General features: G+C 54.8%; 24 protein-coding genes, 1 other RNA gene and 1 pseudogene. 20 read left to right on the top strand and 6 right to left on the bottom strand.

Features of this window, described 5'->3' with window-relative positions:
- Positions 1 to 190 precede the first annotated feature (190 nt).
- From VSQ30_RS11675 to VSQ30_RS11660, 4 genes are read right to left on the bottom strand one after another with little or no spacing between them, the layout of a single operon-like run.
- Complete coding sequence (locus VSQ30_RS11675; protein WP_334464213.1) at positions 191 to 988, bottom strand: sulfite exporter TauE/SafE family protein; 798 nt, start codon at positions 986 to 988, stop codon at positions 191 to 193.
- Positions 985 to 2,121, bottom strand: a complete 1,137-nt coding sequence (locus tag VSQ30_RS11670) for an anaerobic sulfatase maturase (RefSeq protein WP_334464212.1) — start codon at positions 2,119 to 2,121, stop codon at positions 985 to 987. Before VSQ30_RS11670 ends, VSQ30_RS11675 begins: the two co-directional genes overlap by 4 nt.
- Before the next feature lie 24 nt (positions 2,122 to 2,145).
- On the bottom strand, positions 2,146 to 3,987 hold the full coding sequence (locus VSQ30_RS11665; RefSeq protein ID WP_334464210.1) for a sensor histidine kinase: 1,842 nt from the start codon (positions 3,985 to 3,987) through the stop codon (positions 2,146 to 2,148).
- A complete protein-coding gene (locus VSQ30_RS11660) occupies positions 3,887 to 4,636 on the bottom strand; it encodes a response regulator transcription factor (RefSeq protein ID WP_334464209.1) in 750 nt (249 codons plus the stop codon). The genes VSQ30_RS11665 and VSQ30_RS11660 overlap by 101 nt, the downstream gene beginning before the upstream one ends.
- A gap of 348 nt (positions 4,637 to 4,984) precedes the next feature.
- Between VSQ30_RS11660 and VSQ30_RS11655 the strand changes: the two genes are divergently transcribed.
- The 12 genes from VSQ30_RS11655 to VSQ30_RS11600 all read left to right on the top strand — a co-directional run bounded on the left by VSQ30_RS11655 (position 4,985) and on the right by VSQ30_RS11600 (position 17,546).
- Complete coding sequence (locus tag VSQ30_RS11655) at positions 4,985 to 6,724, top strand: ABC transporter substrate-binding protein (RefSeq protein WP_334464207.1); 1,740 nt, start codon at positions 4,985 to 4,987, stop codon at positions 6,722 to 6,724.
- A 114-nt stretch (positions 6,725 to 6,838) separates the two neighbouring features.
- Positions 6,839 to 7,825 (top strand): ABC transporter permease, encoded by a 987-nt coding sequence (locus VSQ30_RS11650; RefSeq protein ID WP_160642751.1) that lies wholly within the window; start codon positions 6,839 to 6,841, stop codon positions 7,823 to 7,825.
- A 109-nt stretch (positions 7,826 to 7,934) separates the two neighbouring features.
- Entirely contained in the window at positions 7,935 to 8,822 is an 888-nt protein-coding gene (locus tag VSQ30_RS11645; RefSeq protein WP_334464205.1) for an ABC transporter permease, read from the top strand.
- A gap of 19 nt (positions 8,823 to 8,841) precedes the next feature.
- The gene (locus VSQ30_RS11640) at positions 8,842 to 9,822 is read left to right on the top strand and encodes an ABC transporter ATP-binding protein (protein WP_334464203.1); all 981 of its coding nucleotides are present in this window, start codon (positions 8,842 to 8,844) and stop codon (positions 9,820 to 9,822) included.
- Positions 9,823 to 10,839 carry an ABC transporter ATP-binding protein gene (locus VSQ30_RS11635; RefSeq protein ID WP_334464202.1) on the top strand — a complete coding sequence of 339 codons (1,017 nt, stop codon included), beginning with the start codon at positions 9,823 to 9,825 and terminating at the stop codon, positions 10,837 to 10,839. It begins immediately after the preceding gene.
- Positions 10,840 to 10,854: 15 nt separating this feature from the next.
- Positions 10,855 to 12,195, top strand: a complete 1,341-nt coding sequence (locus VSQ30_RS11630; RefSeq protein ID WP_334464201.1) for a sulfatase family protein — start codon at positions 10,855 to 10,857, stop codon at positions 12,193 to 12,195.
- Positions 12,196 to 12,464: 269 nt separating this feature from the next.
- On the top strand, positions 12,465 to 13,937 hold the full coding sequence (locus tag VSQ30_RS11625; RefSeq protein WP_334464199.1) for a sulfatase: 1,473 nt from the start codon (positions 12,465 to 12,467) through the stop codon (positions 13,935 to 13,937).
- Positions 13,938 to 14,327: 390 nt separating this feature from the next.
- Complete coding sequence (rpsU, locus tag VSQ30_RS11620) at positions 14,328 to 14,504, top strand: 30S ribosomal protein S21 (protein ID WP_160577521.1); 177 nt, start codon at positions 14,328 to 14,330, stop codon at positions 14,502 to 14,504.
- A gap of 188 nt (positions 14,505 to 14,692) precedes the next feature.
- Positions 14,693 to 15,199, top strand: coding sequence for a YqeG family HAD IIIA-type phosphatase (locus tag VSQ30_RS11615; RefSeq protein WP_160643664.1), 507 nt, complete (start codon positions 14,693 to 14,695; stop codon positions 15,197 to 15,199).
- On the top strand, positions 15,196 to 16,275 hold the full coding sequence (locus VSQ30_RS11610) for a M24 family metallopeptidase (RefSeq protein WP_160643666.1): 1,080 nt from the start codon (positions 15,196 to 15,198) through the stop codon (positions 16,273 to 16,275). Before VSQ30_RS11615 ends, VSQ30_RS11610 begins: the two co-directional genes overlap by 4 nt.
- 206 nt (positions 16,276 to 16,481) lie before the next feature.
- Positions 16,482 to 17,039, top strand: coding sequence for an elongation factor P (gene efp, locus VSQ30_RS11605; protein ID WP_160643679.1), 558 nt, complete (start codon positions 16,482 to 16,484; stop codon positions 17,037 to 17,039).
- A 54-nt stretch (positions 17,040 to 17,093) separates the two neighbouring features.
- On the top strand, positions 17,094 to 17,546 hold the full coding sequence (locus VSQ30_RS11600; RefSeq protein ID WP_334464197.1) for a CD1247 N-terminal domain-containing protein: 453 nt from the start codon (positions 17,094 to 17,096) through the stop codon (positions 17,544 to 17,546).
- Between the two features lie 528 nt (positions 17,547 to 18,074).
- Here the strand turns inward: VSQ30_RS11600 and VSQ30_RS11595 are convergent.
- Positions 18,075 to 19,019, bottom strand: a complete 945-nt coding sequence (locus VSQ30_RS11595; protein ID WP_334464196.1) for a site-specific integrase — start codon at positions 19,017 to 19,019, stop codon at positions 18,075 to 18,077.
- 58 nt (positions 19,020 to 19,077) lie between these two features.
- Between VSQ30_RS11595 and VSQ30_RS11590 the strand changes: the two are divergent.
- The 8 genes and pseudogenes from VSQ30_RS11590 to VSQ30_RS11555 all read left to right on the top strand — a co-directional run.
- Positions 19,078 to 19,182, top strand: a pseudogene (locus VSQ30_RS11590) (IS5/IS1182 family transposase); the annotation flags it as partial.
- Between the two features lie 120 nt (positions 19,183 to 19,302).
- Positions 19,303 to 19,652, top strand: a transfer-messenger RNA (tmRNA) gene (gene ssrA, locus VSQ30_RS11585).
- Between the two features lie 21 nt (positions 19,653 to 19,673).
- The gene (locus tag VSQ30_RS11580; RefSeq protein ID WP_334464195.1) at positions 19,674 to 19,988 is read left to right on the top strand and encodes a hypothetical protein; all 315 of its coding nucleotides are present in this window, start codon (positions 19,674 to 19,676) and stop codon (positions 19,986 to 19,988) included.
- Between the two features lie 111 nt (positions 19,989 to 20,099).
- Positions 20,100 to 20,657 carry a hypothetical protein gene (locus VSQ30_RS11575; protein WP_334464193.1) on the top strand — a complete coding sequence of 186 codons (558 nt, stop codon included), beginning with the start codon at positions 20,100 to 20,102 and terminating at the stop codon, positions 20,655 to 20,657.
- 17 nt (positions 20,658 to 20,674) lie between these two features.
- The gene (locus VSQ30_RS11570; protein ID WP_161474834.1) at positions 20,675 to 21,148 is read left to right on the top strand and encodes a hypothetical protein; all 474 of its coding nucleotides are present in this window, start codon (positions 20,675 to 20,677) and stop codon (positions 21,146 to 21,148) included.
- Between the two features lie 65 nt (positions 21,149 to 21,213).
- Positions 21,214 to 22,044 carry an Rpn family recombination-promoting nuclease/putative transposase gene (locus VSQ30_RS11565; RefSeq protein ID WP_088364426.1) on the top strand — a complete coding sequence of 277 codons (831 nt, stop codon included), beginning with the start codon at positions 21,214 to 21,216 and terminating at the stop codon, positions 22,042 to 22,044.
- Between the two features lie 909 nt (positions 22,045 to 22,953).
- Positions 22,954 to 23,862: a carbohydrate-binding domain-containing protein gene (locus VSQ30_RS11560; protein WP_334464191.1), complete on the top strand. Its 909-nt coding sequence runs from the start codon at positions 22,954 to 22,956 to the stop codon at positions 23,860 to 23,862.
- 260 nt (positions 23,863 to 24,122) lie between these two features.
- A protein-coding gene (locus VSQ30_RS11555) for an IS5 family transposase (protein ID WP_334464861.1) occupies positions 24,123 to 24,901 on the top strand; the annotation gives its coding sequence in 2 pieces (ribosomal slippage) (positions 24,123 to 24,462 and positions 24,462 to 24,901; 780 coding nt in all).
- A 99-nt stretch (positions 24,902 to 25,000) separates the two neighbouring features.
- Here the strand turns inward: VSQ30_RS11555 and VSQ30_RS11550 are convergent.
- A complete protein-coding gene (locus VSQ30_RS11550; protein WP_334464190.1) occupies positions 25,001 to 25,594 on the bottom strand; it encodes a DUF1836 domain-containing protein in 594 nt (197 codons plus the stop codon).
- Positions 25,595 to 25,780 lie beyond the last annotated feature (186 nt).

The raw sequence follows: 25,780 nt of genomic DNA, 5'->3' as shown, positions 1-25,780 counted from the left end.
CAGAAAATCCTGTAATTTGAAATAAAGTAAACGCACTTGAAAATCGGTACATCCCAATTTTCAAGTTGAGCGGCTGAGCCGCCTGGTTCAAAAGAAGTATTCTGCCTCTTTTGAACTGCGTTAACGATACACCGCTGAAATGCAGGGGAATCTGTCACCATAGCCGCAATTCCTTCACGCTGCGCCGACATCACGGCCGCAAGGCCTCCACGCCATAGGCCCCCACATTGTAGACGTTAATCAGGATAATCACCAGCATCAGGGCCAGCAGCAGCTTTTCCACGGCTTTGTTGTCCATCCTTTTGGCAAGCTCTGCCCCCAGCAGCGCGCCGCCCACGCCGCCCAGGGCCATCAGCACCAGTTGGGGCCAGGAAAACACCGGCACGTTTCCCTGGGCAATGGCGCTGAGCAGGCTGGCAATCTGGGAAAGCATGATGATGAAAATGGAGTTTTTCGCGGCCTCCTTGGCTTCCATGGAGAAGCAGAAAAACAGCAAGGCCATGTTCAGCGGCCCGCCCCCAATGCCCAGAAAGGCAGACACCACCCCCAGCATCCCCCCGGCAAACAGGCACGCTCCTGTGCCTTTCAAATGATAAGAAGGGAGCTTGTCCTTTTTCAGGGTGTAGAAAAACACCAGTACCGTGGTTATCAGCAGCACCAGGGATTGCACAGTGCCCAAAATGGCTTCGTTGGAACGGGCTTTCACCAGCTCGAACAGCCACTTGCCCAGCAGCCCGCCTGCCGCCGCGCCCACTGCCAGAGGGGCTGTGGTGGCAATGCGCAGCTTCACCCCGTTTCCCCGGCTGCGCAGCAGGGAAGCCGCGGACATGCACAGCACCGTGCAGCCTGACAGGAAGCTGATAGTGGAAACAGGCAGGATGTGCAGGGCGTCCAGCACGGGCTTGATGATAACCCCGCCGCCGTATCCGGCCACCGCCCCTACGCAGGAGGCCAGCAGGCACACAGCGAACATGATAAAGGCTGTCATAAGAAGCTCCCCCTTTGCGCCCGGCCCAGCACCCGCGCTATTTCCTGCAGGCGGGGCAGGGCATAGGTAAAAAATGCCTTATAGGCAGGGCAGAAATAGTTTTCCTGCGTCCCGCCCCCTTGGAGCGGCTCCCTGTCCCGGCGGCACCCGCCCCGGCAGAGGAAGAAATAGGGGCAGTCCCGGCAGGCGTCTGTCAGGCTTTTGGAGGAGGAGATAAACGCCAGGGCCTTTTCCTTTTGGGAGAGGGCAGGGAAACCATCCTCCTGCACAGTGCCCAGCTTCCACTGATCCAGGCAGTAAAAATCGCAGGGGTATACAGAGCCGTCCGCCTCCACCACGTGCTGCACCGTACACTGGCCTGAAAGGCCGCAGCTTTCCGGAGGGCGGCCCAGCAGCATGCCCACAAGGTTTTCAAAATACCGGATGTAGATAAAGTTCCCGGCCGTCACATCCCTGTACCAGAGATCGAAAAGGGTTTTCAGGAATTTCCCATACTGGGCCGGGGTGAGGGAATAAGGGGATGCGCCCCGGGGAGCCCCCAGGGGATCCAGGCAGGGGATATACTGCTGGTACAGCAGGCCGCTGCGGCGGAAGAAATTGTAGATTTTCGTGATGGAGTGGGCTGTTTTCCCTGTCACCACTGTGAGGATGTTAAAGTCTGCCTGGTGGGCTGTGAGGATTTGGGCAGCCCGCAGCACCCGGCTGTAGGTGCCCTTCCCTTCTGGATCCAGGCGGTTTTCATCGTGTATGTCCTTGGTGCCGTCTAAGGAAAGGCCCACAAGGAAATGGTTGTTGTGGAAAAACCGCGCCCAGCTTTCATCTATGAGCAGGCCGTTTGTCTGGATGGCGTTTGCCACCTGGGTGCCATGGATATTATATTTTTTTTGCAGGGCCACAGCTTTTTGAAAGAATTCCAGGCCCCGCAGGGTAGGCTCGCCTCCCTGGAAGCCGAAGGAGCAGTTCTGGGTGGCATAGGAAAGGGCCTTTTGGATGAGGGTTTCCAGGGTTTCCTCGGACATAAGCCCGTAGGAATAGGTGCCGCGGTTCTGCTGCTCGTCGGCATAGAAGCAGTACCGGCACCGGACGTTGCAGCCGCCGGAGGCGGGCTTTATCAGCAGGCTGAGGGATGGCATGGCATAACATTCCTTTCTGGGTTCTTATAGTTCTTCCTGCTCCGGCAGGGCAGGATATTCCGGGGGCGCGGCAGGGATGCGGATGTCCACCTGGGTGCCGTTGGGGTTGCTGAACAGGCTGATGCCATAGCTTTCCCCATATACCAGCTTAATGCGGCGGTTGATGTTATAAAGCCCCAGGCCAAAGGGAGAGGCCTCCTGAATGGACTCGGAAAAGCTGCGGCCCAGGTTTTCCTGGATTTTCTGCAGCTTCTCCCGGGGAATCCCCGCGCCATTGTCGATGATGTTGAACACCAGCTCCCCATCCTCCCTGCGCCCGTAAATGCGGATGGCAGGCCGCTTGTCTGTGCCGTTGTAGGCGTGGAGCATGGCGTTTTCCACAGTGGGCTGGATGATCATTTTCAGGATGCGGCAGTCTAAAAGCGGTTCCTCAATGTTCAGCTCATAGTCCAGCTTCCCGTCATACCGGATTTTATAAATAGACAAATACTGGCAGATAATGCCCACCTCCTCGGCGCAGTCCACAAAGGTGCCGGGGTGGATGGAATATTTAAACACATCGGACATGGCCAGGGCAATCTCCTGGATATCCCGGGTGCGCCCCATGGCGGCAAGGCCGCAGATGCACTGGAGGGTGTTGTAGAGGAAATGGGGATTCACCTGGCTTTGCAGGGCGTAAAGCTCCGCCTCCTTGGTGCGCAGCTCCGTTTCATACAGGGTGTTCTGGGTCAAGAGGATCTGCCGGGTGGCGCACTTGATTTTGTCGATCATCCGGTTGATATCCACAATGATAGCGTCAATTTCCCCCACGCCGGAATAGGCGATATGCTCGGAAAGGTTTTCCCCCTGGTATCCTGCAAGCTGGGAAATGGTGCCGGAAATGGGGCGCAGGATATAGCGCCTGGTGAACTGAACGAGGAGGATGAGGAACAGGGTGACTGCCAAAAAGCAGCAGCCCCCGAACAGCAGCATCAGGCCGGAGCCGCCCTGAACCTGCCCCAGGGTGGCGGCCCCCCGGAGGGTCAGCCCGCCCCGGGCCAGGGGGATTTCCTGGATGAGGGTGTTTGGCCCAGGCTCCGGCGGGACGGGGGAGCTGCTGAAAACGCAGTCATCCCCCTGGTACAGGGCGAAATATTCATAAGAAAGGGCGGTGTCTGTCATCAGCAGCCGGGAAATCCTGCTTTTGTTGCACAGCAGCAGGCCTGTGGCTACCTTCTGGGAGTCGCCGGGCCAGGAATTCAGGTTTAAGATAGGCACGCTGTATACAAAGTACACATTGCTCCACTGGCTTTCCGGCGGGAAGAAATGGAAGCTGCGCTCCAGGGCATAAGGGTCGTGCAGCTCCTCCTGGGAAGTGATCTCCGAGATGATATTGTAGTCCACCCCGGAAAAATAGCTTTTCCCCAGGCCGTTGATGTCCACAATCATCACGTCTGCAATGGAGGTTTCAATGCTGCACAGCAGGGACATGAGCTGGTGGGAGTTTGCCACAGCGCTGCCCACTTCCGTCGGATCTTCCCCGGAGTAGACATTGATAACCGACCAGTTGGAGGAAACGCCGAAGCCCAGCTTTTCCAGGGACATAAAGTATTCGTCAATGTTTTCCCCCATAATGGTCAGGGTTGCGCCCAGATGCTCCTCCAGGGCCTTGCGCTGTGAGGAGGCAAACCACCAGCAGGCCGCCGCCAGCAGGCATAAAAACAGCAGGCAGGCCGTTAAAAACAGGTGCAGAAGGCTTTTCTGGATGCTTCTGCAGCCGGGCGCGTCAGGAGCCGGGCTTTTCCCAGCGGGAGGCCGCCAGCTTCCTGTAGACCCCGGGAGACATGTTTTCCGCTTTTTTAAAAACCTTGCTGAAATAAAACTCATCTTTAAAGCCCACCTTTTCCGCTATTTCCAACTGCTTGAGGTTTGTATGGGACAGGTAGAACTTGGCCTTTTCCAGGCGGGCGCTTGTGAGGTATTGGGAAAAGGTTACGTCCAGGTGCTTTTTAAACAAGGCGCAGATGTACGTCCTGTTTAGAAAAAAGGTATCACTAATGGATTGCAAAGTCAAGTGCTGGTGGAGGTTCGCGTCAATATAGGCAAGGATTTCCTCGAAGCGCCCGGCAGGCAGGGTTTCGCCGGGGGACAGATGGTGCTCCTCGTCCAGGGTGGCCTTGATGGAGGAAAACAGGGTGGTAATTTCCCCGGGATGGATGGGCTTCAAATAATAGTCCACCACGTCCAGGCGCAGGGCGGCCTTGGCATAGTCGAAATTCCGGTGGGCGGAGAGGATGACAAAGCGGCTGGTGCAGCCGTCAAACTGGGCCTTGCGGATAAGCTCCAGGCCGTCCAGCACAGGCATGGAGATGTCGGTAATCACCACGTCGGGGGGATCGGCGCAGATGGCCCGCAGGGCTTCCATCGGGTTTGTGTACAGCCTGTCTATATAGAACCCCAGTTCCTTCCAGTCAATGCTTTCCTTTAAAACGGCGGCGCTCCATGGCTCGTCGTCAATCAATACAATGCGGTACAAAGTCTCACCCCCATAAGTATTTTGAGCAGGCAGTTGGTCTATAACCACTCCAATCATAGCAAAAACATATAAAAAGTCAAGTCAAAGCAAAGGGTGTTTTGGTGAATATATGAATAAATTGCAAACGAACCTGAATATTTTACATGTTTTCATACCCTCTTACCAACTATAATAAAATCACGGCGCAAGGCCGAAGCCCTCAAACCGGACGGGCCTGAAAAAGGCTTTTCCGTGTTTTCCCCGCCGGCAGGCGGGGAAAACACACGGGAAGCGGCTTTCGGGATGACCGTCCGCTCCCAAACCGGGCGGGGCCTTGGGACACGAACATAACTTTTAGGAGGCATGAACATGAAGAAAAGAAAGCTGAGCGCCCTGCTGGCGCTGGTGCTGGCGCTCCTGCTGGCGCTGTCCGGCTGCTCCGGCGGCACAGGCGGCTCCTCGTCCGCATCGTCCAAGGCAGACGCACCGGAAAGCTCCAAAGCGGAAGCCCCCGTAAGTTCCAAAGCGGAAGAGCCTGCTTCTTCCGCGGAAGAAAGCGAACCGGAAGCCCAGGGCACTGCCACGGGCGGCACCCTGCGCATGGGCGCTTACGTGCTGGACACCCAGATGTCCAACAAAAGCCCCTTTGCCACCTCCGGCACCTTTACGGACATGCTGGACATCCTTTACGAGCCGCTGTTCACCTTTAACGAGAAGAAGGGCGAGCTGGAGCCGGCCCTTGCCACGGAATACAGTTGGAACGACGGCTTTACAGAACTGACCTTCACCATAAATCCCGATGTGAAATGGCACGATGGCACCGCCTTCTCCGCGGAGGACGTGGCCTGCACCATGCAGATTCTCAAAGACGTGCCCACCTTCGACCAGTACGCCCTGTGGGACAAGCTGTCCGATGTAAAGGCGGACGGGGACAAGGTTGTGTTCACCTGCAGCCAGCCCTTCACCGCCCTGCCCCGGTATCTCACCAAGGTAAAGATTGTGCCCAAACACATCTGGGAAAACGAGGACGCGGAAAACTTTATTAACGAAACCCCTGTAGGCACCGGGCCTTTTGCCTGGGACAAGTACACAGTGGGCACCTCCGTAGAGCTTACCGCCTTCAAGGATTACTGGAACGGCGCCCCCAAGGTGGACAAAATGCTTATTGTGCTCTACAACACCTCTCCCAACACCACCCTGGGCCTCTTAAACGGGGAAATCGACTGCACCACCGGCACCATCGCCATGTCCAGCATTCCGGAGTTCACCTCCAAGGAATTTGCCCAGATGGATATTTACGCTGGCCTTGGCAACTTCTCCGTGCTGATAAACCATGAAAACGAGCTGCTCTCCGATGTGGCCGTGCGCAAGGCCATGGCCATGGCCATCAACCAGCCGGAGCTTATCTCCCGCGGCGAGTATAACGGCGTGCTGCCCACCAGCATCGGCTGGCTGCCGGATCTCTTTGGCGACTATGTAAGCGAGGAAGCCAAAAACTCCCTGGCCTTTGATCTGGAAGCCGCCCAGAAGGTGCTGGAGGACGCGGGCTACACCAAGGGCGACGACGGCATCTACCAGAAAGACGGCAAGCGGCTGTCCTTTACCTATCACAACGCTTCCGGCGCCCCTGCCCAGCAGATGGAAGCCGGCATGATTCAGCAGTGGCTTTTGAACCTGGGCGTGGAGATTATCCCCAAACTGGCCACCTGGCCCGAGCTGACCTCCCTGGCCCAGACCGGCAAGTTTGACCTTTTGCAGATGGGCATCAACTTCCCGCCCGACCCCTATGCCGCCCTCAATAGCTGCTTCAACTCCTCCATGACCGCCCCCGCCGGCGAGAGCACCCCCGGCCTGAACTATTTCCGCTACCGCAGCGATGAGATGGACGGCCTTCTGGAGCAGGCTTCCGCCGAGACGGACGAGGAAAAGCTGAAGGATCTCTACTACCAGATGCAGGATCTGCTGGCAAAGGATTACGTGTTCCTGCCCATGTATAACTCCAGCGGACACATCCCCTACTATGACGGCGCCGCCGTTACAGGCTGGACGGATTACGAGGCGTCTGTCAAGAGCAACCGCAACCTTATCAATGTGCGGCCCGTAGGCTGATTATAAGGGGTTCGGGCAAGTCTTTTGGGAAAAAATAAATACAGGTAAAAAATAAAGCGGAGGATATTCCTGGTAGCTGGGAGTATCCTCCCTTTTAAAAAGGAGGAGGAAAGCTTGAAAGGCATCACGGTAAAATATGTATGCAAAAGGTTTATAAGCGCTTTGTTCACCCTGTGGGTGGCGCTTACCTTCAACTTCCTGCTGCCCCGCATGATGGGCGGCGACCCGGCGGAATACCTGGCGTCCCAAAGCGCCCTTGGCTCTGCCGAGTATGCCCAGCAGGTGCGGGAGCAGTTCGGCCTGGACAAGAGCATCTTTGAGCAGTATGCGCGCTATCTGGGCGGGCTTTTTCAGGGGGATCTGGGGGTGTCCTACACAAACTTCCCCATCCCTGTCAGCGATATCATCACCCAGGCCATCCCCTGGACCCTGCTGGTGGTCATTATCTCCACCCTGCTGTCCTTTTTGATTGCCTGGATCATCGGGACCCTGGCGGCCCTGAAAAAGGGATCCTGGTTTGACAACCTGGCAGTAGGCACGTCCTTCTACATCCAGTCCATCCCCTATTTCTGGGTGGGCATGCTGCTGGTCATGGGCCTGGGGTATTACCTGGGGTGGTTCCCCATGGGCCACGCCATGACCCCCGGGGCAGAGCTTGGCAATTTCTGGGCCAAGGCGGGGAACATCGCCTACCACGCCTGCCTGCCGGTGCTGTCGCTGGTGATTGTGTCCCTTGCCGGGCGCATGATTATGATGCGCAGCAACATATTGCAGGTGTTCTCTGAGGACTACATTGTGCTGGCCCAGGCAAAGGGGCTGCGGCGCAGCAAAATCCTGACGAAATATGCCCTGCGCAACGCCCTGCTCCCTTCCTTCACCGGGCTGATGCTCAGCCTGGGCCAGGCGGTGGGCGGCGCCATCGCCACAGAGATTATCTTCTCCTATCCCGGCATTGGCCTAACCATTATGAACGCCATCCTGAGCCACGATTATCCCCTGGTGCAGGGCTGCTTTGCCATCATTGCCCTGAGCGTGGTGGCCATCAACTTCCTGGCGGATTTAATTTACCCGCTGATAGACCCCCGGGTATCCCTGGACTGAGAAAGGGGCGCGGGCGTGTGAAAAATATCAAAGAAAGGACGGTACCGGGCACAAAAGGGCATAGCGTTATGGCTTTTTGTGCGGATTCCGTATCGCGTGGCGATTACTTATGAAAAAAGAAAAGGCGGCAAGGCAGAAGTCCGACGGCTACTTGATGCTGGAAAAATACCTTTTGAAAAATATCCGGGCCAAGGTGGGGCTTTTCATCCTCCTGTTCTTCGCCCTGGTGGCAGTGTTTGCCCCCCTGATAGCCCCGTACCAGCCCAAGGATATCAGCTTCATGCCCTGGGAAAAGCCTTCCCTGGCCCACCCCCTGGGGGTGAACAGCTATGGGCAGGACATCTTCTCCCAGGTGGTGTACGGCACCCAGGTCACCATGTCCGTAGGCGTGCTGGCTGGGCTGCTCACCAGCTTCATCGGCATTTTCGTGGGGCTGCTGGCAGGCTATAAGGGCGGGCGCACAGGAGAAGTGCTGATGCGCATTGTAGACGTGTTCCTGGTGGTGCCCACCCTGGCCTTTATGATTGTGCTGGCGGCGTTTTTGCCCAGCATGGGCATCTGGAACCTGATTATCATTATCGGGGGCCTCAACTGGCTGTGGATGGCCCGCAGCATCCGCTCCCAAACCCTGTCGGAGGCCCGCCGGGAATATGTGGACGCGGCAAAGGTGCAGGGCATGGGCACCTTGGAAATCATGTTCCGGGAAATCCTGCCCAACATTATCCCTGTGGTCACAGCCAACATGGTGATGGTGATAACCTCCGCCATGCTTACGGAAGCCACCCTGAGCTTTTTGGGCCTGGGCGACCCTTCCCTCATAAGCTGGGGTCAGATGCTCTCCGTGTCCTTTGACAACAACGCCATTTTATACAACGCCTGGTGGTGGATGCTGCCCCCCGGCCTGTGCATCGCAACCTTAGGCTTCAGCTTTATGCTTATCGGCAACTCGTTCCTGGATATCTACGCAAACGACCGGGGCGGCGCCGTGAAGCTGTGACGGGGAAAGGATGGAAACCATGGAAAACCGGGAAATCGTATTGTCTGTAAAAAATCTCAATGTCCGCTACACAGCGGACAGAGGGGAGGTGCAGGCCGTAACGGACGTAAGCTTTGACATCCATAAGGGCGAGTTCTTCGGCCTTGCCGGGGAGTCCGGCTGCGGGAAATCCACAGTGGCCTTCTCCATCATGCAGCTTTTAAAGGGCGCGGCCCGCATATCAGGCGGAACCATTGCGTTCAACGGCAAAAACGTGCTGGCCTTTACCAAGGAGGAGCTGCGCACCTTCCGCTGGGAAAAATCCTCCATGGTGCTGCAAAGCGCCATGAACAACCTGAACCCTGTGGTCACCATTGGCAGCCAGTTGATGGACGCCATCCTGGCCCACGAAAAGCTTCCCCGCAAGGCGGCCCTGGAGCGGGCCGGGGAGCTTTTAAAGCTGGTGAATATCGACCCCGCCCGTATTAAGGCATACCCCCACGAGCTTTCCGGCGGTATGCGCCAGCGGGTGGTTATCGCCATGGCCCTGGCATTGCAGCCGGACTTAGTGATTTTCGACGAGCCTACCACAGCCCTGGATGTGGTGGTGCAGTATAACATCATCCGCAGGATACAGGAGCTGAAGGAAAAGATGGGCTTCTCTGTGCTGTTCATCACCCACGACCTGCCCCTGATGCTGGAAATGTGCGACCGCATTGCCATTATGTATGCCGGGCGCATGGCGGAAATCTCCCCTGTGGGAGAGCTGCTCCAGGGCGGGGCGCACCCCTACACCAGCGGGCTTTTGCAGGCCTTCCCCTCTTTGGTGGGGCCTCGCAAGGAGCTGAGCGGCATCCCCGGCAGCGTGCCGGATTTAATCACCCCGCCCCAGGGCTGCCTGTTCTACGAGCGCTGCACCCGCCGCCAGGAGGACTGCCTGTCAGCCCCGCCGGCGCTGGAGGATTTGGGGCGCGGGCATAGCTGCGCCTGCTACCACAGGCTTACAAAGGAGGTAGGGTAAATGGAAAATGTGGCGGTAAAGTTTGACCATGTAAAGAAATATTTCGTCAAGCGCCAGGGCCTTTTCGGCAAGGCCAGCCTAAAGGCTGTGGACGATGTGAGCTTTGAGATACGCAAGGGGGAAATCCTGGCGGTGGTGGGAGAGTCCGGCTGCGGGAAGTCCACCATGGCGAAAATGCTGTGCAAGGTGTATGAGCCTACAGAGGGCAGCATCTCCGTAAACGGCATGGACGTGACCGGCCACACAGGGAAAAAGGATGTGAGCCGCTTCCGCAAGGAGGTGCAGATGATTTTCCAGGATCCCTTCGGCTCTTTAAACCCCGCCCATAAGGCGGGCCGCATTGTGGGCCGGGCGGTGGAGCTGCACTATCCGGAACTGAGCACGGCCCAGGTGCGGGAGAGGGTGGTGGAGCTGTTTGAAACCGTAGGCCTCACCCCTGCCGCTGACTTCATGGAAAAGCACCCCAACCAGCTTTCCGGCGGCCAGCGCCAGCGCATTGTCATTGCCCGCGCCCTGGCGGTGAAGCCCTCCATCCTGGTGGCAGACGAGCCTACCTCCATGCTGGACGTGTCCATTGGCATTGACATTATGAACCTGATGCTGGACTTACAGAAAAAGGAAGGCCTCACCTATCTCTACATCACCCACAACCTGGCCTCTGCCCGGTATATGGCAAACCGCATGGTGGTCATGTACGCCGGCAACTGCGTGGAGCAGGGCGGCACAGACGATATCATCCAAAGCCCCCTGCACCCCTACACCGTCCTGCTGCTTTCCAGCACCCCGGAGCCTTTCCGGGAGGAAAAGCTGGAGATACACGCCAGCGAGGATTTGCCGGACTTGACAGGGGACATGAAGCAGTGCCCCTTTGCAAGCCGCTGCCCCAGGGCTACGGACCGCTGCCGGAAGGAAAAGCCGGAAAACTATGTGATAGGCGACAGGCAGGTAAAATGTTTTTTGTATGAGCACGCCAAAGAGGGGGACGGCCCCCTGGTGGACGTGTCCATCTACCGCTGAAAGGAGACGGAAGCTTTGGCTAAAAAACCGAATTTTATTGTCATTATGACAGATGATCAGGGATATGGGGATCTGTCCTGTATGGGCAGCAAGGACTTTGTCACCCCTCACATTGACGGGCTGGCAGCCTCCGGCGCGCGGTTTACCGACTGGTATTCCGGCAGCCCTGTGTGCTCCCCTTCCCGGGCCTGCCTGCTCACAGGCCGCTATCCCGGCAATGCCGGGGTGCGGGCCATTCTGGCAGGGCACAGGAAGGCTTCGGGCCTGACCCCCAAGGTGCCCACCATTGCCGCGGCCTTAAAGGGCCAGGGATATAAAACCTCCCTGGTGGGCAAATGGCACCTGGGGCTTAAAGATGAGTGCCGCCCCAACCAGAACGGCTTTGATGATTTTTACGGCTTCATGGCCGGGTGCGTGGATTATTACTCCCACATTTTCTACTGGGGCATGGCAGACGGCCACACCGACCCCACCCACGACCTGTGGGAAAACGAAAAAGAGGTGCGGGAGAACGGCCGCTACATGACAGAGCTTATTACGGAAAAGGCAGTGGAGAGCATCCGGGGCCACGCGGGGAAGCAGGAGCCTTTCTTCCTCTATGTGGGTTATAATGCCCCCCATTACCCCATGCACGCCCCGGAAAAATATATGGCCCGCTTTTCCCACCTGCCCTGGGACAGGCAGGTGATGGCCGCCATGATTGCGGCGGTGGACGACGGCGTGGGGGAGATACTAGACGAACTGAAGCGCTGCGGGGAATATGAAAACACCTGCATTTTCTTCCAAAGCGACAACGGCCCCTCCCGGGAGTCCCGCAACTGGCTGGACGGCACCCCCGACCCCTATTACGGCGGGCAGACCGGCGGCTTTAAGGGCCATAAATACAGCCTCTTTGAGGGGGGCGTCCGGGTGCCGGGCATCTTCTCCTGGCCCGGGGTTATCCCCGCCGGGCAGGTTATCAAAGAGCCTTGCGGCGCTATGGATGTGTTCCCCACCCTGCTGAGCTGGGCCGGGGGCGATCCGGGAGCCTACACCCTGGACGGCGCTTCTCTGCAGGAGGTGCTCACCCAGGGCGCGGAAAGCCCCCACGAAGATATTTTCTGGGAAATGGACGGGCAGACCGCTGTACGCCACGGCAGGTATAAGCTGGTTTTAAACGGCGTGCTGGTGGAAGGGGAGCCTGTGCAGGCCCCTGTGTTCCTGTCCGATTTGGAAGCCGATCCCGGCGAAACCCGCAACCTGGCGGAGGAGCTGCCGGAGCTTACAAAAGAGCTGACGGAAAAGGCCCTCAGGTGGCGGGAAGCCCTGGAGAAGAACTGGGACGAGAACTTTGCCGCCAATTACAGTCTGGCGTAGAAGCTGTTGGAAAGCTGGGCCAACATCCGGCGTTCCCCGTTTCCGGCCAAAAACAACAATATGGTTACAAAGATGACAATCCGTTTACAAAACAGCGGGTTTGCAGCGAACAGTTTTGTAATTTAATTGTTTGTTCACATTTGGATTGTGAGCATCCATCACCAAAATGCAAGCCCTGCGGAAAAATCCTGCATTTTCCCATCTTCAGGCAAAGCCTAAAGAAAAACCGGGATTAAGACGATAAACACATTAAAGAGAGGAGGAGCTATATGCGCGCAATCATGGTTATGTTCGATTCCCTCAACCGCCACATGCTGGAAGCATACGGCTGCACAGAATCCTTAACCCCCAATTTCCTGCGCTTGCAGCAGCGCTCGGTGCAGTTTGAAAGCTGCTATGCAGGCAGCCTGCCCTGTATGCCCGCCCGCCGGGAGCTGCACACCGGGCGGTACAATTTCCTGCACAGAAGCTGGGGGCCTATAGAGCCTTTTGACGACTCCATGCCCCAGATCTTATGGCAGAACGGCATACATTCCCATCTCATCAGCGACCACGGGCACTACTGGGAGGACGGCGGCGGCACCTACCACACCCGCTATGCCACCTGGGAAAACTTCCGGGGCCAGGAGGGGGATCGCTGGAAGGCGGTGATAGGCGGGGTGGAGGACAAAGACCCCAACCTTATCAGCTTTGACGGCTACCGGGGGATGCTCTACCGGCAGGACGTGGTGAACCGCAGCTTTATGCAGCAGGAGAAAGATCACCCCCAGGTGAAATGCTTTGACGCGGGAATTGAGTTTTTGCGGCAGAACAGGGACGCGGACAAGTGGTTCCTGCAAATTGAGTGCTTTGACCCCCACGAGCCTTTCTTCACCTATGACAAATATAAGGAGCTGTACCCCACAGAGTACGCGGGCAAGCGCTTTGACTGGCCCGACTATGCCATGGTGAAGGAATCCCCGGAGGAGGTGGCAGAGGGCAGGCGCAGCTATAAAGCGCTGCTGTCCATGTGCGACGCCCAGTTAGGCCGGGTGCTGGACGTGATGGACGAGCAGGACATGTGGAAGGACACCATGCTCATTGTCAACACAGACCATGGCTACATGCTGGGAGAGCATGGCTATTGGGCTAAAAATTACATGCCCCTGTACGAGGAAGTGTCCCATATCCCCCTGTTCATCTGGGATCCCCGCTGCGGGATAAAGGGGGAGCGGCGGGAGGCCCTGGTGCAGACCATCGACCTGCCGGTAACCCTCTTACGCTTCTTCCAGATTCCTGTGCCCAAGGACATGTTGGGCAAAGACCTGGGCAAGGTCCTCCAGAAGGAACAGCCTGTGCGGGAGGCGGCCCTTTTCGGCATACACGGGGGCATGCTCTGCTGTACAGACGGGCGGTATGTGCTGATGAAGGCCCCGGCCGCCCCGGAAAACCAGCCCCTTTACGAATACACCATGATGCCCACCCATATGGCAAGCTTCTTTAGTGAAGAGTCCCTGCAGTCCATGAAGTGGCACACGCCTTTCTCCTTTACAAAGGGCGCGCCTGTTATGCAGATGGAGCCTGACGGGAATTTGGGCGGCGGCCATGGCTATGGGGATCTGCTCTTCGATTTGCAGGCTGATCCTTCCCAGGAGCACCCCATAGAGGATGAAGCCCAGAAGGCCCGGCTGGAAGGGCTGATGGCAGCGCTGCTGAAGGAAAACGACGCGCCTCCGGAGCAGTTTGAGCGCCTGGGGCTGTAGAACCTGTATCCACAACCTGTAACCACCGTCTAAGCGGCCTTTTTGAAGCCACTCTATGTTAAATTTTCTTGCAAGGCGACAGCCTTGCTGCGAACATTTGCCTTGATTGGCTTCAAAAATTCCCGCTCATCCGGCAATTTCGATTATGAATACAGGTTCTAAAGGGTTTGACATAAGCTTTACGCCTTTTTGGAAATCCCCTGCTTACAGGCGGGGGATTTCCCTTAGCGGGAAAGGCCCCGCTTCTGCCCTGGTTTTCATAAAGTTCACGGGGTGTTTACAAAATCGAAAGAAATTAAAGGTTGACAAGCAGGTAGTTTGCGGATATAATTATTTGTGTTGTATTACACGACAGAGACCCCTGCCTTTGGGCGGATGGGAGGGATATACATGGCTGAGATCAGGCTCAAGGATAATGAATCGCTGGACAGTGCGCTGCGCCGTTTCAAAAAGCAGTGCGCCCGGGCGGGCGTCATCCAGGAAGTCCGCAAGAGAGAGGCATATGAAAAGCCCTCTGTCAAGCGCAAGAAAAAGTCAGAAGCAGCTCGCAAACGCAAGTATAAGTAAGCGCTGCTCCAAACCTTTCTGACGGAAAGCGGGCTTTGCTGCCCGCTTTTTTGTTTCCGGAAAGTCCCGGCCCGCAAACCGGGGGCGCGCCCCCGCCCGCGCCTAAAGGCGCGGCAGCGGCCCTTTGGGCCGCTGGTTTGCGGGCCGGGGCGCTGGGCGCAGGCGCATTTTTGAGAAGGAGCGTACCTATGGGACTATTGCGGCCCACTGCTATGAGGGCCAGAGTGACGCAGCTAACCCCGGAATTCCTGGAAAGCCTGGGGGTGGAAGCCCTGCTGCTGGACGTGGACAACACCATCGCCACCTACACTTCCCACACCCCTATCCCCGGGGCAGTGGAATGGGCTGAAGAAATGGTGGGGCGGGGGTTCCGGGTCATCATCGTTTCCAACAATTATAAAAAGCGGGTGGGGCCTTTCGCCCGGAAATTCGGGCTGGATTTTATCAGCTTTGCCATAAAGCCCTTGCCCTTTGGGTATTTGCGGGCCAGGCGGCGGCTGGGCGTGAAGCGGCGGGCCTGTGCCATTATCGGGGATCAGATTTTTACCGACGTGGTGGGCGCCAACCTCTGCGGCATGAAGTCAGTGCTGCTGGCACCTATTGAACCGGAGGAGGGCTTTACCTTCCGGGTGCGGCGCTGCCTTGAGCAGGGCCTGCGGAAAAAATTTACAGTGCGAAAGGATGTTTTGAAATGAAAAACCCTATAGAGCGCCTTGCAAAACGAGTGATAAACGGCGACAGCCAAAAGGCGGCGCTGGTGTTTTCCGAGCGCAACCGGCGGTATTTCACCCAGTTCCCTGCCACAGACGGGGCTTTGCTGGTGACAAGCGGAGCCGCCTACCTGCTGATGGATTTCCGCTATGAGGAAGCGGCCCGGTATCAGGCGAAATATTGCGAAGTGGTGGGCTTTAAGGACTTGAACACCGTCCTGTGCGAACTGCTTGGCAAGCACGGCATCAAGGAAGTCTTTCTGGAGGTGGACAAGCTCTCTGTGGCCCAGTCCCGGAAATTCCAGGAGGCCTTTGAAAAGCAGGGCGCAGAGTGCGTGCTGGACAAGACCCTGGACGATGCCATCCGGGATCAGCGGATGATAAAATCCCCGGAGGAGGTCAAGAAAATCGAGGCCTCCCAGGCCATTACAGACGCGGCCTTCCAGCACATCCTGCCCTTTATCAAGGAAGGGGCTGTAGAGCGGGATTTAGCCCTGGAAATTGAGTTCTTCATGCGGAAGAACGGGGCGGAGAACGTAGCCTTTGAGCTGATTGTGGCGGCGGGAAAGAACGGATCCCAGTGCCACGCCGTCCCCTCCGACAACCAGGTGCATAAGGGCGACTTTATCACCATGGATACCGGCGCCCTGTTAGACGGCTACCACTCCGACATGACCCGCACTGTGGCCCTGGGCAAGGTGTCTGACGAGCAGCGGGCCGTATATGAGACAGTGCTCAAGGCCCACATGGCGGTAATCGACCAGGTGAAGCCCGGTATGCCCTGCTGCGATGTGGACAAGATTGCCCGGGACATCATTGAAAAGGACTATCCCGGCACCTTTGGCCATGGCCTGGGCCATGGGGTGGGCTTTGAGATACACGAGTGGCCTCGGTTCTCCCACCTGGACAAAACGCCCTGCGCCCCTGGCATGGTGATAACCGACGAGCCTGGCATCTATGTGCCTGCCAAGTATGGCGTGCGCATTGAGGACATGCTGCTTATCACCGAGGAGGGCTGCCGCTCCCTCACCAAGTCCCCCAAGGAGCTTATGGAGCTGTAAGAAGCTGTACCAATAGGCTCCTCCACAAACCTTTTCGGGAAATTTTCGCACCAATCCTATCGGTACAGCTTCTAAGTGGTTTCTTTTTGGAAAAAAAGTGCCCCTAAAGGACGTTTTCCCTTGAAAAACCAGGCGGGATAGGGTAAAATAAGCAGAGAGACAGTTGTACGTGGAAGTAATCAGTATAGCTTTGGAGGTTTTTGCATATGATCACAGCAGGCGATTTCAGAAACGGCGCCACCTTTGAAATGGATGGTTCCGTGTATTCCATCATCGAATTCCAGCATGTAAAGCCCGGCAAGGGCGCGGCCTTTGTGCGCACCAAAATCCGCAACGTCATCACAGGCGCTGTGGTGGAGCGCACCTTCAGCCCCGACGAAAAGTATCCCACTGCCTTTGTAGAGAGAAAGGATATGGAGTATCTGTACAATGACGGCGACCTGTACTATTTCATGGACAACGAAACCTATGAGCAGGCCCCTATCAACAGCAGCATCCTGGGGGACAGCTTTAAGTTTGTGAAGGAGAACATGGTGTGCAAGGTGCTGTCCTACAAGGGCGATGTGTTCGGCGTGGAGCCTCCCAACTTTGTGGAGCTGGAAGTTACCCACACAGAACCTGGTGTGAAAGGCAACACCGCCACCAACACCCTGAAGCCTGCCACTCTGGAGACAGGCGCCGAGGTGCGCGTGCCCCTGTTTATCAACGAGGGCGAGAAAATCCGCATCGACACCCGCACCGGCGAGTACATGGAGCGCGCATAACGCCCCTACATCCATTAAGCGCCGCCAAACAGGGTGGCAAAAGGAGGAACTGTCATGACAAATTCAGAGCGCGCTTCTTATATCCGGGGCCTGATGGACGGCCTGGAGCTTGACCCCAACGCCAAGGAAACAAAGGTTTTAAACGCTATAGTAGAGCTGCTGGACGATCTGTGCCTCTCCGTGGAGGAGCTGGAGGATGGCTTTGCAGAGCTGAGCGAGCAGGTGGATGAAATAGACGAAGATCTGGGCAATGTGGAAGAGGACTTCTATGAGCTGGAAGGCGGCTGCTCCTGCCACCATCACGGGGATATAGATGATTTCGACGGCGCAGAGTTTGAGGTAACCTGCCCTAGCTGCGGGGATACCATTGAGCTTACAGACGATTTGCTGGAAGAGGGAAGCATTGTCTGCCCCGGCTGCGGCGAAACCCTGGAGTTTGACTTTGACGAAGATGAGGATGAAGACGGCTGCGGCTGTGGCTGCCATCACGACAAAGACGGCGAGTAAAAAGACAGATGGATAGATAAAAGCGCACCCCATAAGGGTAGCTACTCATAAAACAGTATCAACCAACAAACTGAGATAGGGTAGCTGTCATACAGGGTGCAGAAAAAGGCGAGTGAGAAACAAAGCGTTTCTTGCCTGCTTTTTTCATGCCCCTTGTTACGCAGTAGGGGCTGAAAAAGCATTGATACAGGCGGCTTGGTGGGCGCGTTTCCCACGCGGCAAGGGATTTACACCTTTTTCCTCAAAAACGCCTTTCTACGGCGTAACAAAACCGCGGTAATTATCCGGCGGAGCATAGACCGCCTATCTCGGATTTCCCTATGTTGGAAAAGCCTACGTTGGAAAATCCAACGCAACTATTGGTTTATGAAACTATAGTTAAGCAAGCACAGGCTGTTTTAGGTACGGCGTTATCTGGCACAAGCCAACAAGAATTGCTATTTGCAAGGCAAGATGAATATAGTAGGCAGGTGAGAGCGATCCAGGAGCAAAAGCGAGCCTTGTTTGAGAGGTTGGTTTTGGGTGAAATTAGCGAAAGAGATTACAAAGAGCAAAAATCGGTTTTCGACCAGGAGATAACCCGTATTCAACAGCTTCACAAGGCTGTGACAACACAGTTGGCACAGGTGCAGATGGATGAGCAAAGAAAAAACGCCAGAAACCAGTTGGCGCAGAAGGTTGTGGATACTGGAAAATTAAGCGCGAAATTGGTTGATGCGCTGATTGAGAGAGTGTATGTCTATCCGGGTAATCAGGTTGAAATTGTCTGGAAGATGCGTGATTTTGCTCTTGAAGCCTCTGAATTTCGGAAATGTTGAAAAAGTTTGTGTCGTGGGCTTGACATATGGGTGACGGAGCATATGGAAATGGAAGTCCTCCAGCCCCGGCACTTTCTTCTTTGCCTGAACGGCACATGATACTCACCGTACTCGGCGTTTCAATGGCCCCGTCAGGCCGGAGGCAGACAAAGGACAGATCCCGATACCCCTCCGGCACCTCCGCCGTCCTGGGCAGGGTATAAACCTCGTAATAGGCCCGGTCTTTCTCCCTGACCTCCGTGCAGTAGTTCAGGCTGCAAAGCTCGCCATAGCGCAGGCGGTTCCCAATCTGCTCTTTCTTGACCCTCCGCAGGATCGCCGCCAGCGTGTCGCAGAAGTCCACAGTACGGACTTTCTTCCGCTTGGTGGCCCCGATCTCCGTCTTGTGCCTTGCCCCGTTGTAGCGGATACTGCGCTGCACCGTGAGATACTGCTCGTCTAGGTCGATGTCCTGCCAGGTGAGGGCGCAGACCTCGCCAATCCGCAGCCCGGTGTAGTAGGCAATCTGGATGGGCAGCAGGGCCGGGTTATCTTTCTTTTTCAGAAAGTCCTCCAGCGCCCGGAACTGCTCATGGGTGAGGGTAGGCACAGCAGGGGCATCCCCATCCTCCTGGGAGAACAACTCGTATTCCTCTTTCTTTCCCCGCCAGACCATATACTGCATCTTGCTAATTTCTTGGATTGATATAGTTGAACACGCCATCCGCTTTGTCAAAAGGTTTCGTATTCTCTCTGAACGCTATCGCAACCGCAGGCATCGTTTCGCGCTTCGCTTTTCTTTGATTGCTGGTATCTGCAATTTTGACCGTTTTGCCTAATTTCGCAAGAGGTCTATTACAATCTATGCTTGGGGTTTTTATCAAAAATCCCCCTTGCAATTGGAGGGGATTTCGTGTATAGTATAAGTAGTAAAATTGTGGCGTTATGCCGCCAGAAATGGGGATGTAAAGGTTTCGACGGGGAAGGAAAGCCCTGGTAAGCGAGCAGCGGTGCGGACCGCTATAAAACCGCAAACCTTAAAATTAAACGACAACAATTCTGTTGCTGTTGCTGCTTAAATAAGCAGCCGTTCTTACCTGGAGTACCGCGGCCAGGATAAGAGCGCCGATGAGCGGTGAACGTGAATGAGGGCGCCGCCTTTCGCCCTCGTCATGACCCAAAAGGCTACTAAAACCCGGAGCCTGCTTTTGGGCGCCGGGCAGAGGGAATGTTAAAACAAAAGCTACGCTCGTAGAAAGCCTTGGTAATCTTTTTTCGGACGCGGGTTCGATTCCCGCCATCTCCACCAAACGTCAAGTATACGAACACCATGTCAAGAATCAGGTTGGCGGTGTATCGTAACGTGTTCGCCCTTATAGTCGAGATAGACGGCTATGAGGGCGAAACGCGTTTACAGACAAAACGCGCCACCTATAAGGACCTCCAGGCATGGGTCAAGGAGCGGTATGGCATCCATGTCAGCAATCTTGCCATATCCCAGACCAAGGAACTCTGCGGCCTTGCCAAGACGAAGTATAAGGGGTATGGAGATGCCGAAGGGCAGCCTGCCCCAAAGCTGGCCGCAAAGAAAGAGGCGGCTATCCGCGAGGCGTTCATTTGGTTCGGGTTGATAGAAAAGGAATAGTGGAAAGAGGCCATCCTGGACTTGCTGCCGGGGTGGCTTTTTTTGCATCTCCCGATGCCAAGGGTGGCGGGAAATGCCGCTGGCCCCGGCCAGCGAAAGGAGATGAGCAGCATGTTCTACCAGAAAGTCAACCGACGCAGCCGGGAGGCCATGACCGGATTCCTGGCCCGCCACTACCGCTACAACACCATGAACTCCTGGAACCGCTCCACGTCCTACGCCAACAATGTCAAAATCCAAAACCTGGATATCCCCAGCGAGCTGCAAGACCTGGCCTATGACGTGGCTAGCGGCGAGGTGGAGGCTCCCGATTGGGACATATTCTTTGCCCGTACTGTCTCGGACTTTTACCAGCGCACCGGCTACCATATCGGCTTCAACGGTCGCAGCAGCGGCTACCTGGTGCTGTACGAGGCCCAGGCAAACGAGGACGGCACTTACTCACTTTATCCCGGCCGCTCCATCGACATGTACGAGGACTTTGCCGGCTGGGATATGCAGGACCTGCGCGGCCGGGTGGAGCTGGTCCAGGATTTTGACCGCACCTGTGACCGGCTGCGGGAGGGCTTCATTTTCATGTTAGAGCACTACACCCCTGGCGAGTACACGGAAGTCAAGAGGATACCCCACCGCGTTATGAAACCCACCGGCAAGAGCCTGCTGGCCTGATGGAAGGAGGAAAACCTTTGCAACCTACTCCACAGATTATCGTCCGCAACTTCGAGCAGTGTGAGCGCATACTTTGTACTGAGACCGGAACCCTGGACAATTTAAACCTGTCCAGCATTATCACGCGTCTTATCCAAGACGTGGGCCGCTTCTGTGAGCGCTTCGCCAGCGATTTCATTATCAGCTGGGATATGGTTCGCAAGCAGCTGGAACCCCGTCCTGTCACAGAGCCTTACTATACCGTGGAGATTTTCGGCATCCGCCGCGCTGGGGTGGACCACAATAACTTCTTCCTGTCCCACTTGAGAAACGACAGCCGGGGCGGATACTTCTGCTGTGAGAATGTCTACCGAAAGGTGCTGGCGCTGGGCATTGAAATCCTGCCCGCCGAGTCTCCAGAGAGGTGCCCCCGCGTGACCTGCACACTAAAGGACCTGACGGACGAGCTTTGGCGTGTTGAGCCCGGCGACCTGGAGGAAAATGCAGCCTGATACAGCCAAAGCCCTTGCAAATCTCTGAAAAAAAGAATATACTAATAGTAAAGAAGGTGATACCCATGGCAATCAAGCCGTTCCATGAGCTGACGCTGGCGGACGACTTTATGTTCGGGGAGGTCATGCGCCGCCCGGAGAACGCAAAGCCCTTTTTAGAAGCCCTGCTGGGCAAGAAGATTGGCAGCATCACGGCGATAGACAAGCAGAAAGAGCTGACAGACGGCGCGGCCCTTCACGGCGTGCGTCTGGATGTGTGCCTGGAGGACGAGAGCCGCACCCAGTATGACGTGGAGATGCAGACCGGGGCCAGCTATGGCCTGGAAAAGCGCATCCGCTACTACCAGAGCAGCATTGACCGCAGGACCCTGAAATCAGCGGAAAGCTACCGGGAGCTGCGTCAGAGCTTTGTTATCTTTATCTGCACGGACGATTACTACAAGCGCGGGCTGGCGGTATACAGGCGCAGGTCCGTGATAGAAGGCGCGGAGGATATTGCCTACGACGACGGCTCCCATGCCTACATCCTCAACGCCAGCTTCACAGAGGGCAACAGCAGCGCTGAGGTGCTGGACTTCCTACGCTACATTGACGCGGGCTACAGAGGCAGGCCGCTGGACGTTCGCTCGGGCTATGTGGCCCAGATAGAGCAGGCGGTGGAGGCTGTGAAAACCGATGAAGAAATGGAGGGGACTTATATGACGCTGGCTATGAAATTGCAGGATATGAAGTGGGAAGGCCGGCAGGAGGGCAGGCAGGAGGGGGAAGAAAGCAAACTGTTTGCCAACCTCAAGGCTCTAATGGAGAACCTTGATATTCCAGCGGACAAGGCAATGGATTTGCTTAATGTCCCAGCCAGTGACCGGCCAAAGTACCGGAAGATGCTGGACGAGTAACAAGCACAGCAGAAAAGTGATGGGAGGCAGGTCAACTGGACCTGCCTCCTGTTTTATTTGCCCAGGGCAGGACAGTCGCAGGGACGACAACCGTGCGACCATGGTGCGACAGGTTGTGGGACATGGAAACATATTGCCAGGAAAGGAAAGCTGAGAGTTTGTCGCACTGTCTCACCTATTTTTGAAAACTTTTAAAAGTAAGGAAAAATAGGTAGTGTATAGTATTGGGAAAAAGTTTTTTTACAGGCTGCGACGGTGCGACAATGCGACAGCCAATCCGCATATCATGGCTCTGGTGTTATCATCCTCCCCTTTGTCCAAAGCCGCATCGTCCCGATGCCAGGAGCCGCCATGCCGTAATTTCACCTGAAAGGAGTGACCTGCCATGAGCCGCATATCCCTTGATACCCGCCTACAGACCCTGGAGGAAACGGGTTGCAGTGACCCTAGGACAGGCGATTTATGGCATTTTATTTGATATGTTCAAAAGTCAAACATGGATTGTGCTAATCGTTGCAGCTATTGCGTCTTTTTTAATTACGCTCTATTCAAAAAAACTGTTTTGTCAATTAGACGATAGCAATGAATAAAGTAGCCTTGTTTCAATAGTTTATCTACAACAAACACCGCTGCTTTTAGACAAATATAGGTTAAACGGCGGTACCTAATACTTAATAAAAACCGCCGTTTTCTGTTTTGAAAAATAGGAATATGGAGGTGTGTTACCGGGACTTCTCAAACTACACTCTCCCCTACAGGCACATCGACCAGGGCACAGGTTGCAGCGATCTTGCAGAGATATGGAGAGAAATTTCCAACTTTTGAGTAAGCGTAAATCTATCACGATTAGGGGGTGATACATAATTTACAAGGTGTCCGTTCAATACTAAAAATTTTTGGAGGTTCAAAATGAAAAAGCGTATTTTGTCCGTTGTGGTGGCCTTGTGCTTGATTGTAGGGATGTGCCCTATATTTGCGTCTGCTGGTGGAAGGGCATATACATATGTTTTTGACAGTAATGGCGTTAGAAAAAATGTTGCTACTCCTTCTGCGGCCGCAGGTACAAGCGCGGGTGGAACCACTATTTCTTCGGAAGGTAATGGTTGGGCGTGGGATAAAGCCACAAACACCTTAACTCTGAGTGGCGCAGATTTTACCGAGTCATCCGGTATGATGTCCATGTTGTTCTATTGTGACGCAACTATCCACTTAGCAGATAGTTCTCAGAACGTTGTCAGTGCTTCAAAGAGCTCAAATGCGGGAACTGGTATATATTGTATTGGTAACCTAACTATTACAGGGAAGGGTTCTTTGGATCTGCGATGGACAGGTGAAACCGGGTTTACAAGAACGGAACTTGAACTGGAAGCGAGTAAAAAGCTTTTAATAAGAGATGGAAAAATAACTGCACAGAGCCTTAGAGGAAAAGATAAAATCCAGGTTGCTGGTGGAAACGTAACTGTTAACTCCATTGGATATTGCCCTTTGGACGTGGAAAAAGGGATGGAAACCGGTTACGAAAATAAGAAGGTTAGTCTTTCTGTGTCTGGTGGAAACCTGTCCATATCAGAATTAAAGGGCAACCCAAGTGAACTACTTATAACTGGAGGCACTGTTTCTGTTACGGAAAACATGTTTGTGTTTGATTCAGTATTATCTGTAAAAAATGGAACACTAAACATAACTCAAGGAAAGATGTTTTCTCAAGTGAATTTTAAAAGTATTGAAATCGATAATGCAAATGTCAACTCCAACGTACACTTCCAAATAGCCTCATCGGATACTATTATCAGTTTTGACCAGCTGGACAGAATCTGAGAGGCTTTAGACTGCACCCTGCCGGAGCTGTTGGAATACATACCAAACCCGCAGCCGAAAACAGGGGAAAACCTGATCCTGGAGGAGCATGGAAACCGCAAGAAAAAGTCAAGCTGATTTTCCAAAAAGTAAGGGTGCTTAAACGGTTTATTTTACCGCTTAAACGCCCTTCTTTTTTTCTCAAATTATCTGAAAATCTTTCTCGGTTTTTTTGCAAAGCTACAAAGCTAGCGGAATATTCAAACACAAAATTTCGGAGAATTACCGGGGTAAAGCGGGCAACATTTGACAAGATGGTAGAAATTCTGCAAAAAGGATATGCGGAAAAGCACCGGCGCCGTGGGAGGACGCCAAAGCTGAGCATAGAGGATCTGCTGCTGGCCACCCTGGAATATCTGCGGGAATACCGTACCTATGCCCATATAGCGGCCAGTTATGGGATAGCGGAAAGTAATATCTACCGAGGAATCAAGTGGGTGGAAGACACGCTGATAAAGGATGGAACGTTTTCGCTGCCAGGACGGAAAGCGCCGCTGAAAAGTGATGCCGAGTATGAGGTGATTCTGGTTGACGCAACGGAATCGCCCATTGAACGACCCAAAAAAAGCAAAAGCGATACTATTCCGGAAAGAAAAAGCGGCACACACTGAAAACACAGCTGCTTGTCAGCCTTCAAACCGGAGAAATCATTGCACTGGCATTTTCTAACGGAAAGAGGCATGACTTTCAACTATTCAAGGATTCTCGTGCCCATGTCAAGACAGAAACGGTGTTGGAGGCGGATACAGGATACCAGGGAATTGGCCAGATACACGCCAATTCTCTCATGCCAAAAAAGCGTTCCAAGAATCATCCGTTGTCCAAACAAGAACGCAAAGATAACCGCAAGATTTCAAGGGAACGTATCTTGGTTGAACACGCTATCCGCTTTGTCAAAAGGTTTCGTATTCTCTCTGAACGCTATCGCAACCACAGGCATCGTTTCGCGCTTCGCTTTTCTTTGATTGCTGGTATCTGTAATTTTGACCGTTTTGCCTAATTTCGCAAGAGGCCTATTTAATATCTTTAACTGTGATTTACTTCTTAGAAGTTTTCCATTGTTAGTTGTCCTCCCGCCTTATCCTCCTACATAGGATTATTACTGCCGCCCTTCCTCCAATCCCGCCTTCTCTTTCGGGGCGGAGGCTTCCTTTTCCAGTTCCAGCAGAATCCGCTGGGCCGCGGCCCGTTTGGCGTTTGCCTCTGCTGCCAGGCGCAGGGCCTCCTGCCGGGAATCCCGGCCCTCCCCCATGCTTTGTGCCAGTTCGCGGCCTGCCTCCTTCATGGCGGCGTGGTGGGCTTCCCGGAAAAGCCCGTACAGTTCCTCCTGGGAGGCGTCCCCGGCAAAGAGGGTTTTGATGTCCTGCAAAGACAGCACCTGCTTGAGCATACACAGGACAGCCAGGGCCGAAAGCTGCCTGCGGTCGTATTTCTTTTTTTCCGGGCGGAGGACAGCCCCGTTTTTTACATAGTTATTGACCATAGAGCTGGTGAGTAGGGGGCTGCTTTCCCCCCGCTGGAACGCGGCAAGCAAATCTGTCAGGTACAGCACTACCTGATCCATATATAAAGGGATGCCCGGCAGGCTGTCCCATTCCGGCAGGGGCTGGCGGCCCGCCTCCTCTGCCCAGTCGGCGGCGTTTTTCAGGGCGTTCTGCATGATATAACTCCTTTCCCGGCAGCTTTGTGCCATGGAACAATTTCTTCGCATGTCCTTATTATAGCGGAAAACGGCAGGATTTTCAAATTTTCTTTCCCTCTTTCTTGCCTTGTAGGGCGCAATCATGTACAATAAAGGGCGGGATATGCTGTGAAAACAGAAACGGAAGCATGCCGGGCGCAAAGGACCGCTTTTTTATGGCCTTTTTGCGCGTATCCT

This window comes from Acutalibacter sp. JLR.KK004 (genome assembly GCF_036941085.1).
Classification (GTDB): Bacteria; Bacillota; Clostridia; order Oscillospirales; family Acutalibacteraceae; genus Acutalibacter.
Note: the sequence above shows the minus strand (reverse complement) of the source record. Positions and strands in the feature narration are given on the sequence as shown.

Excerpts from the sequence above, each read along its gene's own strand:
- VSQ30_RS11645 (WP_334464205.1), top strand. The coding sequence starts at position 7,935 with ATGAAAAAAGAAAAGGCGGCAAGGCAGAAGTCCGACGGCTACTTGATG.
- VSQ30_RS11595 (WP_334464196.1), bottom strand. The coding sequence starts at position 19,019 with ATGGTCTGGCGGGGAAAGAAAGAGGAATACGAGTTGTTCTCCCAGGAG.
- VSQ30_RS11565 (WP_088364426.1), top strand. The coding sequence starts at position 21,214 with ATGGCAATCAAGCCGTTCCATGAGCTGACGCTGGCGGACGACTTTATG.
- VSQ30_RS11675 (WP_334464213.1), bottom strand. The coding sequence starts at position 988 with ATGACAGCCTTTATCATGTTCGCTGTGTGCCTGCTGGCCTCCTGCGTA.
- VSQ30_RS11640 (WP_334464203.1), top strand. The coding sequence starts at position 8,842 with ATGGAAAACCGGGAAATCGTATTGTCTGTAAAAAATCTCAATGTCCGC.
- VSQ30_RS11655 (WP_334464207.1), top strand. The coding sequence starts at position 4,985 with ATGAAGAAAAGAAAGCTGAGCGCCCTGCTGGCGCTGGTGCTGGCGCTC.
- VSQ30_RS11670 (WP_334464212.1), bottom strand. The coding sequence starts at position 2,121 with ATGCCATCCCTCAGCCTGCTGATAAAGCCCGCCTCCGGCGGCTGCAAC.
- VSQ30_RS11550 (WP_334464190.1), bottom strand. The coding sequence starts at position 25,594 with ATGGCACAAAGCTGCCGGGAAAGGAGTTATATCATGCAGAACGCCCTG.
- VSQ30_RS11665 (WP_334464210.1), bottom strand. The coding sequence starts at position 3,987 with ATGAGTTTTATTTCAGCAAGGTTTTTAAAAAAGCGGAAAACATGTCTC.
- VSQ30_RS11615 (WP_160643664.1), top strand. The coding sequence starts at position 14,693 with ATGGGACTATTGCGGCCCACTGCTATGAGGGCCAGAGTGACGCAGCTA.
- VSQ30_RS11600 (WP_334464197.1), top strand. The coding sequence starts at position 17,094 with ATGACAAATTCAGAGCGCGCTTCTTATATCCGGGGCCTGATGGACGGC.
- VSQ30_RS11575 (WP_334464193.1), top strand. The coding sequence starts at position 20,100 with ATGTTCTACCAGAAAGTCAACCGACGCAGCCGGGAGGCCATGACCGGA.
- VSQ30_RS11560 (WP_334464191.1), top strand. The coding sequence starts at position 22,954 with ATGAAAAAGCGTATTTTGTCCGTTGTGGTGGCCTTGTGCTTGATTGTA.
- VSQ30_RS11625 (WP_334464199.1), top strand. The coding sequence starts at position 12,465 with ATGCGCGCAATCATGGTTATGTTCGATTCCCTCAACCGCCACATGCTG.
- VSQ30_RS11610 (WP_160643666.1), top strand. The coding sequence starts at position 15,196 with ATGAAAAACCCTATAGAGCGCCTTGCAAAACGAGTGATAAACGGCGAC.
- rpsU (WP_160577521.1), top strand. The coding sequence starts at position 14,328 with ATGGCTGAGATCAGGCTCAAGGATAATGAATCGCTGGACAGTGCGCTG.
- efp (WP_160643679.1), top strand. The coding sequence starts at position 16,482 with ATGATCACAGCAGGCGATTTCAGAAACGGCGCCACCTTTGAAATGGAT.
- VSQ30_RS11580 (WP_334464195.1), top strand. The coding sequence starts at position 19,674 with ATGTCAAGAATCAGGTTGGCGGTGTATCGTAACGTGTTCGCCCTTATA.
- VSQ30_RS11635 (WP_334464202.1), top strand. The coding sequence starts at position 9,823 with ATGGAAAATGTGGCGGTAAAGTTTGACCATGTAAAGAAATATTTCGTC.